This window comes from Gammaproteobacteria bacterium, assembly GCA_022450155.1.
Classification (GTDB): Bacteria; Pseudomonadota; Gammaproteobacteria; order Arenicellales; family UBA868; genus REDSEA-S09-B13.
On sequence record JAKUQR010000001.1, the window covers coordinates 62,927 to 78,807 of the forward strand.

Sequence of the window (15,881 nt, forward strand, 5' to 3'; positions counted from 1 at the left end):
CAGCACGAGAACAGTTCCAAATAGATACGTTCATCTTCTACACAGCGGAGACTTTGGCATGTTGATTCAGGTTGATCTGCTTCGATCTTTGGTCGCCGATATTTTTGCTAAAGCGGGCTGTAGTCCAGAGGAAAGTGAGCGCATCGCCCGACACCTGGCATCGGCTAACCTCACAGGTCACGACAGTCATGGCGTCATCCGAGTGCCCAGGTACGTCAGTTGGCTTGAATCGGGCAATCTCAGAGCTGGACAGAATCTCACCATAATCAGCGAAACCGACCTGATCACGGTCGTCGATGGCAACCGTGGGTTTGGGCAAACTATCGGTGAACAGGCTGTACAGCTTGGGATCAACAAGGCCCTTAGAAGCGGTATATCTATCGTTGCATTGCGACAGTCGGGACACCTTGGAAGGATCGGTGACTGGGCAGAAATCGCGATAGAGGCTGGACTGATTTCCATTCATTTTGTCAATGTGGCCGGCAGCCTGTTGGTCGCTCCCTTTGGCGGCGTATCAAGGCGGATGTCAACTAACCCTGTCACGATTGGTGTACCGCTGGGAGACAGTGAGCCGTTGATTCTCGATTTCGCAACCTCCAGCGTGGCCGAGGGCAAGGTTCTGGTTGCGGCAACGGGTGGCAAACCGCTGCCGCCGGGTTCACTGATCAGGGGAGATGGGCAACCCACTGACGATCCAAAAGCACTCTACGGAGAGGCCGATCCCGCACGCACCAACGATGTTCGAGCTGGGGACGGTGCCATTCGGGCGATGGGTGAACATAAAGGATCAGGTCTGGCACTGATGTGCGAGGTACTGGCCGGTGCTTTGACTGGCGGTGGCTGCGCGGGACCGGACAAGCCGTATATCTTAAACGGCATGCTTTCGATCTATATCTCACCGGACCATCTAGACACAGACCAGGTCTTCTTGCAAGAGGCGCAACAATACATCGCATTTTTCAAGACCAGCAAGCCAGCCGAACCAGATGGCAACGTACTCGTGCCGGGAGATATGGAACGCCAGCGGCGTCTAGAGCGTACAGCAAATGGTATTGAATTATCCGAAGACGTATGGCGCGCGATCCTTGACACTGCTCGTGACGTTGGGCTCTCAAATTCAGACATCCTCGCATCAACCCAATAACCTGGAGACCAGTATCATGAAAGCCGTACGGATGGACTACCATGGAACCCCAAACGAGGTTGCCTACTGTACCGAGCTCCCCGATCCCGCTTCACCGGCACCCGATGAGGTCATTGTCAATGTGGCTGCATTTCCGATCAATCCGGCAGACCTGCTGACGATTGAAGGCCGATATGCGACCCGCCCCCCGCTGCCTTATACGCCCGGTGCCGAAGCCGTCGGGCATGTCGGCGAAGTGGGCAGCGCGGTTAACGACTTTCTACCGGGCGACCTAGTCTTACTGCTGAGTCGGGAGAACTGGTCCCAGAAACGAAAAGTCAAAGCAACCGAACTTCTAAAGATAAACACTGACTCTGGTGACCTTCTTCAATTCGCCATGCTGAAAGTAAACCCGGCCACCGCCGCCCTTATGCTACGGGAATATGTGAAACTGGAACCGGGCGACTGGATAATTCAGGACGCTGCAAATTCCGGAGTTGGGCACTGCGTAATACGCCTGGCTGCGAAGGCCGGGATCAAAACAATTAACGTCGTACGCCGGGAGACACTCAGTGCCCCGTTGCGAACCCTCGGAGCTGATGTGGTGCTGGTTGGTACTGACAGCCTCTCTGAAAGAGTCGAGGAAATAACCGATGGCACCGGTGTACGGCTGGCTATCGACGCCGTTGCCGGGGAAACAAGCCTGCACCTTGGCAGCTGTCTCGCCGACGGTGGCGTGATGGTCAACTACGGCATGTTGAGCGGCGAACCATGCATGATCATGCCCGACTGGATCGTCTTTCGGCACCTCACCCTGACCGGATTCTGGCTCGCGACACGGCTCAGGGACATGCCCCGGAATCGCATGGAAACGCTCTACGAGGAACTTATCGATGACATCGCTCAGGGTGTACTCCATGTTCCTATAGAAGCAACATACGACATCGAAGACATTAAGGATGCTCTGGCTCATGCGGGCCGCGAAGGCAGGAGCGGTAAAGTCCTGGTTCTGCCGAACAACATGTCCTGACGAACCCTTCCATTGTCTACACGAACAAGGAGGATGACCTCTTCAAGCGTTCACACAGTCTCCATTGGTCTCAATATCAAAGCTGATTGTGTCCAGGTCAGACAACAACGCTGTAGCTTGTTTGTCAGACAACGGCACCAACGGAGGTCTGGTTAAGGCCCAGCTGGGTCGCTTCGTGAATCGCGCCGTCATTGCCTTGAGCGCCGGGATCATGGGATAGGTCTGAAGTGTCACTCGGATCTGACTGATACGAGCCTGAAGCGCCTCTGCAGATGCCGAACCTTCCTTCCAGGCGCTATAAACCTTACGGATTCCCGCCGGATTGGCGTTACCACTCGCCGTGATACAGCCGGCGCCTCCGTGACGTAATGTATCGAGAAGAAATCCTTCCGATCCCGCAAAGGTTGAGAAACCCGGGAAACGATCCAGTATAGCCTTTGTATTGTCCCAATCACCTGAACTGTCTTTAAGTCCAACAACGGTATCCGGATAAGCGTTGATTAATCGCTCGATCAGATCAAGACCGATAGAAATTTGGGCAACAGGCGGTATGTGATACAGATAAATCTTGAGGCGATCATCACCGACACGCTGTATCACCTCCACAAAACTGGCATACAGACCTTCCGTATCAACGGCTTTGTAATAGAACGGTGGCAACATCAGGACACCGCCACAACCGTGATTGACCGCATGAGCAGTCAATACACTGGCATCCATTATTGAGCAGGCGCCGGTACCGGGCATCAGTCTGGCAGCGGGTACACCGCTTTCAACCAACGCATCCAGTAATTGAGTCCTCTCATTAACCGTCAGCGAATTGGCTTCGCTGGTCGTGCCGAAAATCGCGAGCCCATCAACGCCCTGGCCAAGCATCCACTTGCAATGAGTTACAAACGCCTCGACATCTGGAGACAGATCATTCTTAAACGGCGTAATCACCGGCACCAGTACACCACTAAATCGTTGACTACTCATCGCTACGCCTCCCGGCTGTTCATAGATTGTGTAACTAAAATCAGTCATTTATCCGATATTCACGGATAACATCAGGATCGGGATCCAGTCCGAGTCCCGGCCCTTCAGGAACTCGGAACTCCCCATCGACCGGATCGATGGCCGCCCCATAAAGGCTCGCTTGCGGTTCCATGTAGAACCGCTCAATAGGAATGTCTCCGGTCATAGCCGAGATCAACTGGGCCGTCGCGAGAAAGCCCGGACCAAAATAAGGTGAATGAGGCGCCACGGAGACTTGGCGCTTTCGGGCCGCTTCATCGACTTTCAAAAATTCAGTGACGCCACCGACCTTTGTAACACTGGGTTGTGCAAAATCCACAGCACCAGAATCGAACATCGATTCGAACTGCCAGTGTGTACACGCATTCTCTCCGGCCGCAATCGGTATGTTGTAATCTGCACGCAAAGCTGCCAGAGCAGCAAAGTTCTCAGGCGGCCAGACCGGCTCTTCCAGCCAGTGCAGATTGCAGTCACCTAATTGCGGGATCATATGCCGAGCTTCCGAGACCGACCAGGCACAGTTGACATCCAGCATGATCGGCACCTCGGCACCGGCTGTTTCTCTCGCTGCCTTCACAGGTTCAGGGGTTGATTCATGTAGTTTAATCAGTCCATATCCATTTGCCATGGCATGAGCTGTCTGTTCAGCAACGATCTCGGGGGCGTGGTACTTGAGGAGGCTGGCATAAGCAGGTAATTTTTTCTTATCTCCGCCAAGCAATTGACCTAACGACTGTTCTGCCGCCTTGCCAGCTAGATCCCACAGTGCGATATCAATTCCGGATATAGCGAACATTGAGATCCCGTATCGGCCCCACAGATGCATCTGAACCTGCAGCTCCTGAATGACCTGTTCCCGATCCGACAACTGCTTGCCCAACACCATCGGTCCGGCCACATCTTCAATCATGGCGACGACTGCCCGACGACAGTTATAGCTGAAAGCTTCTCCCCAACCCACCAGCCCCGCATCGGTTTCCAGACGCACCAGAACAATATCCAGGGCCTGCCAGTCGTTCCCTGCCCAAGCGATCGAGGGGCCCCCGTGTGTAAACGGGATCTTCAGAGGTATCGCGTCGACACTGCTAACTTTCACAGCTTTACTCTTATCTTTCCTAGGAGGCCTAATCACTGCTCGACGTCCGTTAATGAAAAGTCGGTGCGCAACCGGAACTTTTTATATGTTGAGAACCCAACGCAGAAATTTATTAAGCACCACTCATGCTAGACTGCCACAGTTCATGTTGGCAATATTACTCTAGAATCCATACACCCTGCTCAGGTAGCATAGACATTCTTAAACCAGCGCCCTAAAAAGGAAGCAACCATGCCCAAACAAAGGCTGGCGTCATCAACACCCTTCATGATCGCCGAAACAGAAGGCAATATCGGCTGGATGATTTTCAACAATCCAGACAAACACAATGCCGTCAAGGCGGAAATGTGGGAGGCGATTCCCCAGATACTGGACACATTTGAAGCAAATGACGCCGTCAAAGTGGTGGTGCTCAAAGGGGCTGGCGAAAAGGCCTTTATCTCTGGCGCAGATATTTCGGAGTTTGAACAGGTCCGGTCCTCAGAGTCCGCGACTAAACACTACGAGGATATCGCAGATACCGCGACAGACAGGCTATACAGCTGCACTAAGCCGACGATCGCGATGATCCGAGGATACTGTATTGGCGGTGGTGCAGGCATTGCTGTGAGCTGCGACCTGCGTATTGCAACAGAGGCATCCAGATTTGGTATCCCGGCTGCGAAGCTGAGCGTGGGCTACCGCTACGGCGGTATTCGAAAACTGGTTGACCTGGTCGGGCCTTCGGCTGCCAAAGATATCTTCTTCACAGCCCGCCAAGTACCGGCCCCGGAAGCCCTGACCATGGGATTGATCAACAGAATGGTCCCGGATCAGGAACTGGAAGCGATAGTCCAGGACTATTGCCAGTCGATCGGTGCCAATGCACCGCTCACAATTACTGCCGTCAAACAGATCGTTGGGCAGATTTCCAAACCTGGAGGTTTTGACCAGGCACTTTGTGAACAGTTGGTCGAGAACTGCTTTAGCAGTGAAGACTACATCGAAGGCAGGCGAGCGTTCATGGAAAAAAGAAAACCGGTTTTCAAAGGCCACTAAATCTGATGGGCCCATCTCCTGCTTCAAATCACCGCTCAACTAGAACTCAAATACCCCCTTGCCGGTTTGCTGTTCATCGAACAATGAGTAGGCCTCTTCAGCCTGGCTCAGCGCATACCGATCGGTAAACAACGCGTCGACGTCGACCCCTTTATCGACGATAAACTGGGCACATTCTGCTTGCCCTGATGTTGAAAATGTCCATGACCCGATGACGGTCACCTGACGTCGCAGCATGTCGTTGCTGACATTGATTGTGACCTCACCGCCTTCACCCACAAAGCAAGCTCTGCCCCAGGTCCGCACACACTGAACCGCTGCCAGTCTGGCTGAAGAGGCTGAACTGCAATCCAGCGATAGATCCGCGCCAGCTCCATCGGTTAACTCCCGAATCTGATTAACGGCATTCTCCTGAGCCGGGTCGATGAGGATCTCAGCGCCAAACTGGTCTGCACGTAAGAGTCTTTGCGCACTGATGTCAATCGCGACTACACGAGCGCCCATAGCAGTGGCAAGTTGAGTCGCACTGAGTCCTACCGGCCCCTGCCCATAAATTGCAATCGTATCACCAGCTGAAATTTCCAATCGCCCCAGTGCAGCGTAAGCTGTACCGGTGCCACAGGAAATTGCAGCGCCTTCAGAGTAGGTTAGAGCATCCGGCAATGGAACCAAGGTGCTCGACGGTACCTTCATATATTGCGCATGCGCTCCATGGCCTGTAGCACCGTAGACCACAATACCTTCTCGACACAACTGCCCCCAACCGTCCTGACAGTGCCCACACACACCGCAGCCTTTATAGTGGTGAACCATCACCCGCTGCCCCACCTTTGCCTGACCGGGATCGACGTTGCCTCCAATCTCCACAATATCGCCACAGGGTTCATGGCCGCCAATCACCGGACTACCATCGCCCCCTAATCCCAGTGCCGCCGCACCACCGCTGACCCTGTAAAACTTAAGATCACTACCACACATTCCGGACGCTCTAATCTCTAAAATTACCTCATCTGGACCAGGTTCTGGATCGGCAAACTCCATGAACTCAAGCTTGCGATCTCCCATGAATACAACACCTTGCATAACGATGCCTCCTAAGATTGATTCTGAGAAATACGAACGACTGTCCCGTAAATTAATTTGCCAGCAAAGATGTTATCCGTGTCAGGGCTTCCTTTATGTTGTCGATGCTGTTGGCGTAGGAAAAACGTATGTACCCTTCTCCCAGATGACCAAAACTTGTCCCGGCTACAGTAGCCACACCCGCTTCTTCCAATAGTCTTCTTTGAAGCGAACGTGCATCAAGCCCTGTTCCCTCGACATTCGGAAAAGCATAAAACGCACCGCCTGGCGTACGACATCGGAATCCTGGTATTGCATTAAGACCATCAACAATGACCTGGCGACGCTGGTCAAAAGCGCGCACCATATCGTCTACTGCATCCTGGGGACCCTCAAGCGCGGCGATACCGGCATACTGCGTTGCTGCATTAACACACGAGTGGCAGTTAACAGCCAGTCGAGTTGCACTCTCTACCAGTGCCTCGGGCCACACGGCGTAACCTATCCGCCATCCGGTCATTGCGTAGGTCTTGCTCCAACCATCCAGGAGAATGAGCCGATCTGCAATCTCGGGGTAGCCCAGCAGAGAAACATGTTCCCGTCCATCGTAACTGATTCGCGAATAGATCTCATCACTGAGCACCGCAACATGTGAATGGTCAACCAGCCCCGTAACGAGTTTATCGATTTCATCACGGGACATGGCGCCACCCGTCGGGTTCGTGGGTGAGTTGAGGATCAACAGACGGGTATCTGGTGTGATTTGATCCAGTACAGCCTCGGCATCAAACGAAAAATCCCGTTCTTCCAGTAATGGTGTGGGCACCGCAGTCGCGCCTGAGAACTGAATTACTGATTCATAAATCGGAAAACCTGGATTTGGATAAAGTATTTCGACACCCGGTTCGCCAAACATCAAGATGGCAAAAAACATCGTCACTTTACCACCGGGCACCACAACAATCCGTTCTGGACTAATCTCAATCCCGCGCCTCAGGCGCAGATCAGTCACAACCGCTTCACGCAACGGCAGTATGCCCGGAGACGGGGTATAACCATGATGACCATCTCGTAGCGCTTTTATGGCTGCCTCAACAATATGCGCCGGCGTCTTAAAATCCGGCTGACCGATCCCCAGATTAATGATATCTCGCCCTTCGCGTGAAAGGACTTCAGCCCGCGCAAGAACCTCGAACGCGGTTTCAGTGCCGAGCCTGTTCATCTTTTCCGAAAGTTGAAGCATTACCTAATTTCCTGTCAACGGTCACCAATGCTGAATCATACCTTCAAACTCAGGCTGGCAAACACTCTATGACTCATCCAGTGATTGTTTTAGACTGTATTCCAACTGAACATACACCATTGTCTGGAATACTCTGTTGGAGAAGTCGCAATCGATAATCTAAACCCTCACGGCCGTGACCTTTTCCTGTCTTTGTTGGCACAGGAAGGTGTGACTCATCTATTCGGAAATCCTGGAACAACCGAACTGGCGATCATGCACGCTCTTAATGATCACCCGGAATTATCCTACGTGTTGGGGTTGCAAGAATCCGTCGTCGTGGCGATGGCGGATGGATTCGCCCGCGCCTCAGGCACTGTCACAGCGTGCAATGTACACGTTGCACCCGGCCTAGGTAACGCAATCGGCTCGATCTACAACGCGTACCAGAGCGGCTCACCGCTGATCATCACTGCCGGGCAGCAGGAACAAGGCCACGGCTTGACCGAACCCCTGCTGTACGGGCCGATGATTGACATGGCACGACCCGTCGTCAAATGGGCACACGAAATATCTCGTATTGAAGATATGCCTCGGATCATTCACCGAGCCGCAAAAATTGCGACTACAGCTCCAACTGGTCCGGTATTTCTTTCTCTACCGGGTGATATTCTGAATCAGGAAAGCCAGATCGAACTCGGCGTTCCCACTCGGGTTGATACCGTAGGACGACCATCTGAAAATGCTTTAGAACAGCTGACTAACACGATTCTTGCTTCAAATAGCCCCGTAATCGTTGCTGGTAGCGAAGTAGTCTCCAGCGATGCTCAAAATGAGGTAGCCAGCCTAGCAGAGACACTTGGCGCACCTGTCTACCAGCAGACGGTGCCCAGTGGCGCCCACTTCATCTCTGAACACCCTGCATTTATGGGCAGCCTTACCCGAGATCAGCAGCGGGTCAGGAATACTTTAGCGCCCTTTGATCTGATGCTCGCAATCGGCTGTGACATCTTGCAGATGTCTGTCTGGAGCCCTACTGATCCACTACCTCCAGAGCTTGAAATCCTACAGATCGGCCTTCGGGATTGGGAAATGGGGAAAAACTATCCGGCAAAAATTGCTCTGCGCCACGATGTCAGTGAAACGCTGGGCGCACTGGTGCCTCTTCTGATCCAACGAGGCGGACAAGATCTGAAAGACCGGGCATCTGCAGGAATGGAATCGTTAACATCATCTAACTGGTCGACAAATCGAGCTGCAAAAATGCAGCAGGCCACTGAAGATGCTAATACCCATCCTATCGAGCCAGAATGGCTCATGATGGCGTTGAGCAGTCAGCTCACAAAAAACTGCATTGTGGTTGATGAGGGCCTTACAGCCGCCAAGTCGCTGCTCGATTTTATGCCCTTGCGCGATCGCTATAGTTATTTCGGCATGGTCAGTGGCGGTATCGGCTGGGGCATTGCGGCTGCTATCGGCGTCCAGTTAGCTCAACCGGATCGGCGGGTTGTTGCAATAATTGGAGATGGCAGTGCAATGTACAGCCCGCAGGCGCTGTGGACCGCAGCTCATCTACAGCTGCCGATCACTTTTGTGATCCTTAATAATCGAGGCTACAGAATTCTAAAAGAGCGTCTCATTGCTTTTCATGGCGACGAACGGTTTATTGGTATGGACTTCAAGGATCCACCGATTGACATGGCAGCACTTTCAACTGCACTTGGCACTCCCGGGAAGCAGATCAACAAACCTGAGGAGTTCATCGCCTGTTTCTCGGAAAGTCTCAAAAGTACCGGGCCATCACTTCTGGAGGTGATGGTCGAACCGGGACCCGGTAGCTGACCGACCCCAGATTTCCTGCAGCGTAAGACTTTACCTCTTAGACGGTGATCAAGGGGTCAAGGCCCCAACTAAAAAACGGCTCTCCACCATCAGGTGTCACTCGAACCACTTCCTCTATCCAGATACGGTGATGCTCATCTCCCGGGTATAGAATATGTAGCGGTACCACCATATTCGCTTCAAGGCGCCAGTCATAGTTAGGCACACCGTCGGCGCCGAACTGTTCGAGCTCCATATGACTGAGACCCAGTCCATGGAAAAATATTAAAACGTCGTCAGCACCTGCGACTCCGCTTGTTCGATACACTGCTCGACCGACTCGCTGTAGATCGCTGATCGTTACCCCTGGACGCATTGCCTCCATCACCGCCGTTGCGGCATCCGCAGTAGCATTCGCATACTGTTTCGCATCACCTGTTGCTTCTCCATCAACCACCCAGGTCTTACCACCATCCCAGCAATAAAGATCGAGTGTCCCGTGGCAGTCAAATAAGATATTCATGCCGGGTTCCATCACAAAATCGTCTAACCTGGAATGCAATGTTACGGCCGGATCCCCACCGCAGGGATGGCCCCAAACCATTGCACCAGGATCTCGTACAAAGCCACCCATCTCTACCACAGATTTATGGTATTCATGGTTGAAATCCTGCCACATCATCCCCCGACTCCAAGCGTTGATTGATCGGCAGATTGCTTCTTCGTTGACAGTCGTTGCTCTTTTTAGGAGCTCAATCTCAACATCAGTTTTCACACAGCGGGCATACATCATTGGATCGTACCCATCGACTACTTCGATGGTTTCCATCCCCAGTTGCTGGCCAAATCGAAGATCGTCAAACGCGACCCTACCCGAACTCAGACCGAGGTCGGCCATCGCCTCACGACAAGACTGGGCAATATTATTGGCATAATGGGCGCGTAGATTACCTGCCCATGACGTACTATCTATGCCTGTAGGGAGAAAACGTTCCAGATCTCTATCTTGAGGCGGTAGATCCAGTGGGAGCATCACAGCCCGAAAAGCGCGGATATCCTCAATCCAGGTGGGTTGACTAATCAGGCTCCCCACATAGTAGTCGGCTACTACCAATATTGGGTGATCCGGTTGATGGCGCGAGAAAACCACCGCATAGGGGCGCGGTTCATCTGACTTGTGGGCAATCCCCTTGAATCCTGAGAGATAGTACATATTGTACGGAGAAGACACGACGACACCGTCCAGATTTCGAATCGTCAACGCGTCGACTAACCGTTCGATATTGCATAACTGTTCAGGAAGCGCTCGTGGAGGATATGGGATCATGAGAGGCGTTCCAGCAGATAAGGATCAGTGTACTGTGGATGACCGATCTCAACCTCCGGCGATTCGAGGTAGTAAATGGACTTCGCTGTCTGGTCCGATTTTTGCGAACCAGTCATCCTGATGAAGTACGCCATCTATTGAAATTGCCAGCTCATCCTCAATATCTTGGGGGATATCAGGATATCGGCGACGGAGATCCCGGATCAGACTCCGTATAGATCGACTTTCAAGCTCCAGCTCCGTTACGCCGCCGGTATACAGCTTCAGGTTGCCTGTCAGGACAATCCTTGCCATTGCAATCTATTGCTTAGGCGATCAGCTCAGCTCGAATCCTCAACTTGCGGATTCGATCGCAGCAAGCACCCGGGGTGGGGACATCGGCAGTTCGGTAAAGCGTATGTCCAAAGCATTTTCGACCGCGTTGGAGATCGCCGCCAATGGTGGTACCAGTGGGGTTTCACCCACCCCCCGTACCCCGTACGGATGCTCAGGATTCGGAACTTCCACAATCACGGTATCGATCATTGGCACATCGGAACACACCGGTACGCGGTAATCCAGAAATCCAGGGTTCTCGACTTTTCCGTTTTCATCGTAAATGTACTCTTCGTTGAGCGCCCAGCCAATTCCTTGGACCGCACCGCCCTGATACTGACCCTCGACATAGCTGGGATGAACCGCTTTACCTGCATCCTGGATCACTGTATATCGAGTAACGCTCACTTTCCCGGTTTCCTTATCAACGTCAACGTCGACAATATGACAACCGAAACTTGGGCCTGCCCCTTGAGCGTTGGTGGAACACCGGCCGACGATTGGGCCGCCACTCTTGGCCATATCCTTGGCAAGGTCCAGCATGAATAGTGGAGCTTCCTGATCGGCATGTCCATTTAGCGCCACCGCCTGGCCTTCATGCCACTCGATATCCTCTATGGGAATATCCCAGGTGGCAGCAGCACGTTCGCGCAGTTGGTGGATCATATCTTCTGCAGCACCGTGTACCGCAATACCGCCAGCAAAAGTAACCCGGCTACCCCCCGTCAGCATGTTGTAACCCAACGCACTGGTGTCGCCGATTATTGGTCTCACCTTGTCCAACTCTATACCGAGGGACTCGGCCGCCATCATCGTTAATGACGCTCGGCTACCTCCGATATCCGGGGTTCCCACCACCAGTGCGACAGACCCATCTTCACATAAATTAAGCGTTGCTGATGTCTGTCCACCGATATTAAACCAGTAACCACTCGCAACCCCACGTCCCTGTCCGGGGTTCAGGGGTGAGAGATAGTGATCGTGCTTTTGGGCTGCCTCTAACGTTTCAACACAACCAATGGGTCCAAATTTGGGTCCGTACGATGACTCAGACCCTTCTTTCGCGGCATTTTTCAGACGAAACTCGAGTGGGTCCATGTTGAGTTTTTTGGCCAGCTCATCAATAACCGACTCCACCGCATATTCGCCAAGCGGTGCACCGGGTGCACGGTAAGCAGCCACCTTCGGTCGATTACACAAGACATCAAAACCGATTGTTCGAACGTTTTTAAGATCATACGGTGCGAACGCACACTGCGCAGCGGCTGGTACCGGTGAACCTGCAAAAGCACCAGCCTGAAAGTTAAGGATAGCCTCACCGGCGGTGATGTGCCCATCCCGGGTCGCCCCAATGCGCACCTTCATGCTCGAGCCACAGGCGGGGCCGGTTGCCCGAAAAACTTCTTCACGGGTCATCACCATTTTCACCGGTTGGCACGCTTTACGGGACAGCGCCAGGGCCACAGGCTCGAGGTAAACCACGGTTTTACCACCAAACCCACCGCCGATCTCGGAAGAGGTCACTCGAAGCTTTGATACATCTATCTGGAGCAAGGTCGCACAGTGCCCGCGGGCAACGTAATGACCTTGCGTGGAGCACCACAACTCAGCTTGACCGTCTTCACTGAAACTCGCCAGGCAGGCATGCGGCTCTATATAGCCCTGGTGTACCGGTTGCGTCTTGAAGGTACGCTCAATAACCACATCTGCTTTTGCGAACCCGGCGTCAAGATCACCATGTCCAAATTCAACACGTTTGGCAATATTTGAGGGCTCCTTGGGCGCGGGCTCCATGCCTTCAGTAATCAGGTCCTCGCGTATCAGCGGGGCCCCCGGCTTCATCGCCTCCTCTACGTCAATTACATGGGGCAGAATTTCGTAGTCAACTTCAATCAGAGACAAAGCCTTACGAGCCACACGTTCATTGACAGCAGCCACCGCTGCGACAGCGTGACCCTCGTACAATGCTTTTTCGCGGGCCATGATATTCCGGGTCATGTCCCGGTAGTTGATCACCATTTCCCCGGCTGGCTGGACCGCTCCCGCGGGCTGATCGGGAAAGTCGTCGCGGGTCACTGCCGCCTTGACACCCGGCAGTGCGAGTGCCTTGCTAACATCTATAGACTTGATTCGAGCATGCGCGTGCGGGCTTCTGAGCACCTTGCCGTGCAGCATGTTCGGCAGATAGGTGTCGGCGCCAAACTTGGCCCGGCCCGTGACTTTATCGACACCGTCTGGTCTGGGCGCCCGAGTACCCACCCATTTCAGGGTTTTTTCCCGGGTTTCTCGGTCCGTTATCGTGTCATTGAATATTTTTTCTACTGCAGCGACCATGTTTATCCCCTCATTTCTACGGCTGTGTCCAGCACAGCGCGCACGATTTTGTCATAACCTGTACAGCGACACAGGTTCCCTGCCAACCAGTACCTGACTTCTGCCTCTGTGGGATCGAGATTTCGGTCCAGCAGAGCTTTTGCGGCCACCAAAAACCCCGGCGTGCACACGCCACACTGCAGTGCAGCGTGATCCAGGAATTTTTGTTGCAGTGGGTGTAGTTGATCACCAACCGCCATACCCTCAATCGTGGTTACTTCGTGGCCTTCGACTTCGGCTGCGAGCACGAGGCAGGCGCACACCAGACGTCCATCTAGCGTTACGCTACAGGCACCACAGTCACCCGATGCACACCCCTCTTTACTGCCGGTCAGGCGAAGTTCGTCTCGGAGCACGTCCAGAAGCGTTTGCTCGGTATCACACAAAAACTCGACAGGGTCGCCATTAATGGTCGTAGTAATGTGTTTTTTTGCCATCAACCCTGCTCCACTCGTTGTAATGCAATTCGACAGGCGCGGCCAGCCAGTACACCGGAAACTTGCGTGCGATAGGCAATCGTACCGCGCTTATCGTCAATCGGGCGGCAAGCAGCACGAATTGCAGAGATCATGTTTTCAATGGCCGCTTCATCCACGCTTGTTCCAATCAATGCCTCTGCCGCTTCTGTCACCAGCAACGCGGTCGCTGCAACAGCACCGAGGCCGACCCTTGCGAGAATACAGTTTCCATTTGAGTCGAGCGTTAGACTGACACCGACACCGACAACAGCGATGTCCATTTCCGTTCGCGGAATAAATCGAAGATAAGCGTCGCCAGAATATGGCGGCCTGGAAGGCAGCGTAAATGAAACCAAGAACTCCCCCGATTTCAAGTTAGTCATGCCAGGCCCTGTGCAGAACCCCTCAACTGGTAGTGTTCTCTCCCCGTCCAGTCCAGCAATGTGGCACAGTGCCCCGGCTGCAATCAACGCTGGCACACTGTCCGCAGCGGGCGACGCATTACACAGATTACCGCCCATAGATGCACGACCCTGAATCTGCGTGGAGCCAATCAGCTCTACAGCCTCCACGACACCGGGCCACAACTTCTTAAGCGCCTTGTGCTCATCGAGCTCTGCACCCGTAACCGCTGCGCCCACTCTGAACCCGCCATTCTCAGCGGTAATCTCCCGGGTCTCGGCTATTTTCTTGATGTCGACGACGACCCCAGGTTCAACTACACCCGAGCGTAACTGGACAAGCAGATCAGTTCCCCCTGCCAGTACCCGGCCGCTCCCTTCCGCGATCGCGAGGAGCGACACCGCCTCACCGATTGTTTCAGGTGTCTCATAGCGCATGGTAGTTATTTCCTTAACCTTTCTTTCAACACACGGCACTGAAGCTATTTTACTTGATTGCGCTATATTCTACCGACCACACAGGGATGAAGTACACGATTGCAACGCTCTACCTGGACAACGGCCACGTAAATTGGCTTTTGGTAGAAAACCATCACCCAAACTGGTCCTACCATTCCCATTGGCCGCTTGTAGTCATGTGAAGTCAGGATCAATAATGGCTATCTGAGCCGATTGAACAGGTGTGCTGTGAGCAACATCGGTTGCCAGGACTTGGTCGAACCTAGCTAGCGCCAGCACCTTGCTCGGATAATCCACACTGCCGCAGGCCGAATCTCATGCCTTTGCTCGAACTTGGCCCGAACGACGGGCTTTATTACGAACATGACCACCCCACTGAAACAGGCGCGCCAACCTTCGTTTTTGTTAATCCGATTACGGGCAGTGTTGATATTTGGCAGGCAGAAGTGGCACCAGCGCTGCGTGATGCGGGTTACGGTACGCTGGCCTATAACTTCCGCGGCCAGGCGGACAGCTCCTATCAGGAAGGCACAGTCCTTAACGACCAACTGATTTCAGGGGACTTATCACATCTGGTAAACACACTGGAGATCGACCAGCCGATTTTCGTCGGTCTGTCTATAGGCGGTCTGTTTGCACTGCAGGCACACTTAAGCGGCGTTGGTGCAACAGGCATGGTACTGCTGAATACTCTCAGAACCATCGGCCCCAGGATCGCGTGGATCAATGATGCGGTGGTACGGACGATGGAAGTCGGCGGACCACAACTGATGGGTGACATCATGACTCCCCTGATCTGGGGACCGGCGTGGCTGTCTGCCAATCGAAGTAATTTCCTTCAGGACGAAGCTGACTACACCCCCCTGGACAAAAACTCGGGTGCCTACAATCTGCTCAGCAACATGGGTGCGGCCGACTGGGATGTGAAGTATGAAGATATCGATTGTCCTGTTCTTGTGGTGATGGGTCTTCAGGATCGTGTCTTCTACGATGCTGAGGTCGTTGCCCAACTGATGCGACGTATAGCAGACGTCCGGCGTGTAGACATTCCTGATGCGGGGCATATGCTGCCGCTGGAAGCACCTGCCGACCTTATACGGGAACTCGAACAGTTCGCAAACAATCTGTAATCCGGTTGC

14 protein-coding genes are annotated in these 15,881 nt (G+C 53.4%); 5 read left to right on the forward strand and 9 right to left on the reverse strand.

The window, feature by feature from the left end; all coding sequences use genetic code 11:
- The first annotated feature begins 58 nt into the window (after positions 1-58).
- Together MK323_00310 and MK323_00315 are read left to right on the forward strand one after the other, a co-directional pair.
- A complete protein-coding gene (locus MK323_00310) occupies positions 59-1,144 on the forward strand; it encodes a malate/lactate/ureidoglycolate dehydrogenase (protein MCH2480609.1) in 1,086 nt (361 codons plus the stop codon).
- Between the two features lie 16 nt (positions 1,145-1,160).
- Positions 1,161-2,153: a zinc-dependent alcohol dehydrogenase family protein gene (locus tag MK323_00315; protein MCH2480610.1), complete on the forward strand. Its 993-nt coding sequence runs from the start codon at positions 1,161-1,163 to the stop codon at positions 2,151-2,153.
- A gap of 42 nt (positions 2,154-2,195) precedes the next feature.
- Here the strand turns inward: MK323_00315 and MK323_00320 are convergent, their stop codons facing one another.
- Together MK323_00320 and MK323_00325 are read right to left on the reverse strand one after the other, a co-directional pair.
- Complete coding sequence (locus MK323_00320; protein MCH2480611.1) at positions 2,196-3,131, reverse strand: dihydrodipicolinate synthase family protein; 936 nt, start codon at positions 3,129-3,131, stop codon at positions 2,196-2,198.
- 40 nt (positions 3,132-3,171) lie between these two features.
- Positions 3,172-4,266, reverse strand: coding sequence for a mandelate racemase/muconate lactonizing enzyme family protein (locus tag MK323_00325; GenBank protein MCH2480612.1), 1,095 nt, complete (start codon positions 4,264-4,266; stop codon positions 3,172-3,174).
- Positions 4,267-4,497: 231 nt separating this feature from the next.
- Between MK323_00325 and MK323_00330 the strand changes: the two genes are divergently transcribed.
- Positions 4,498-5,304, forward strand: coding sequence for an enoyl-CoA hydratase (locus tag MK323_00330; GenBank protein ID MCH2480613.1), 807 nt, complete (start codon positions 4,498-4,500; stop codon positions 5,302-5,304).
- Positions 5,305-5,343: 39 nt separating this feature from the next.
- Here the strand turns inward: MK323_00330 and MK323_00335 are convergent, their stop codons facing one another.
- Entirely contained in the window at positions 5,344-6,387 is a 1,044-nt protein-coding gene (locus MK323_00335) for a zinc-binding dehydrogenase (GenBank protein MCH2480614.1), read from the reverse strand.
- A 52-nt stretch (positions 6,388-6,439) separates the two neighbouring features.
- The gene (locus MK323_00340; GenBank protein MCH2480615.1) at positions 6,440-7,609 is read right to left on the reverse strand and encodes a pyridoxal phosphate-dependent aminotransferase; all 1,170 of its coding nucleotides are present in this window, start codon (positions 7,607-7,609) and stop codon (positions 6,440-6,442) included.
- A gap of 210 nt (positions 7,610-7,819) precedes the next feature.
- Between MK323_00340 and MK323_00345 the strand changes: the two genes are divergently transcribed.
- Positions 7,820-9,430, forward strand: coding sequence for a thiamine pyrophosphate-dependent enzyme (locus MK323_00345; GenBank protein MCH2480616.1), 1,611 nt, complete (start codon positions 7,820-7,822; stop codon positions 9,428-9,430).
- A gap of 37 nt (positions 9,431-9,467) precedes the next feature.
- Here the strand turns inward: MK323_00345 and MK323_00350 are convergent, their stop codons facing one another.
- From MK323_00350 to MK323_00370, 5 genes are read right to left on the reverse strand one after another with little or no spacing between them, the layout of a single operon-like run.
- On the reverse strand, positions 9,468-10,736 hold the full coding sequence (locus MK323_00350; GenBank protein ID MCH2480617.1) for a M24 family metallopeptidase: 1,269 nt from the start codon (positions 10,734-10,736) through the stop codon (positions 9,468-9,470).
- A gap of 48 nt (positions 10,737-10,784) precedes the next feature.
- Positions 10,785-11,030, reverse strand: a complete 246-nt coding sequence (locus MK323_00355) for a MoaD/ThiS family protein (GenBank protein ID MCH2480618.1) — start codon at positions 11,028-11,030, stop codon at positions 10,785-10,787.
- 39 nt (positions 11,031-11,069) lie between these two features.
- On the reverse strand, positions 11,070-13,385 hold the full coding sequence (locus tag MK323_00360) for a xanthine dehydrogenase family protein molybdopterin-binding subunit (protein MCH2480619.1): 2,316 nt from the start codon (positions 13,383-13,385) through the stop codon (positions 11,070-11,072).
- Positions 13,386-13,387: 2 nt separating this feature from the next.
- Positions 13,388-13,861, reverse strand: a complete 474-nt coding sequence (locus MK323_00365; protein MCH2480620.1) for a (2Fe-2S)-binding protein — start codon at positions 13,859-13,861, stop codon at positions 13,388-13,390.
- A complete protein-coding gene (locus MK323_00370; protein MCH2480621.1) occupies positions 13,861-14,721 on the reverse strand; it encodes a xanthine dehydrogenase family protein subunit M in 861 nt (286 codons plus the stop codon). Before MK323_00370 ends, MK323_00365 begins: the two co-directional genes overlap by 1 nt.
- Before the next feature lie 338 nt (positions 14,722-15,059).
- Here MK323_00370 and MK323_00375 point away from each other — a divergent pair, with 338 nt between their 5' ends.
- A complete protein-coding gene (locus MK323_00375; GenBank protein MCH2480622.1) occupies positions 15,060-15,872 on the forward strand; it encodes an alpha/beta hydrolase in 813 nt (270 codons plus the stop codon).
- Positions 15,873-15,881: the final 9 nt, after the last annotated feature.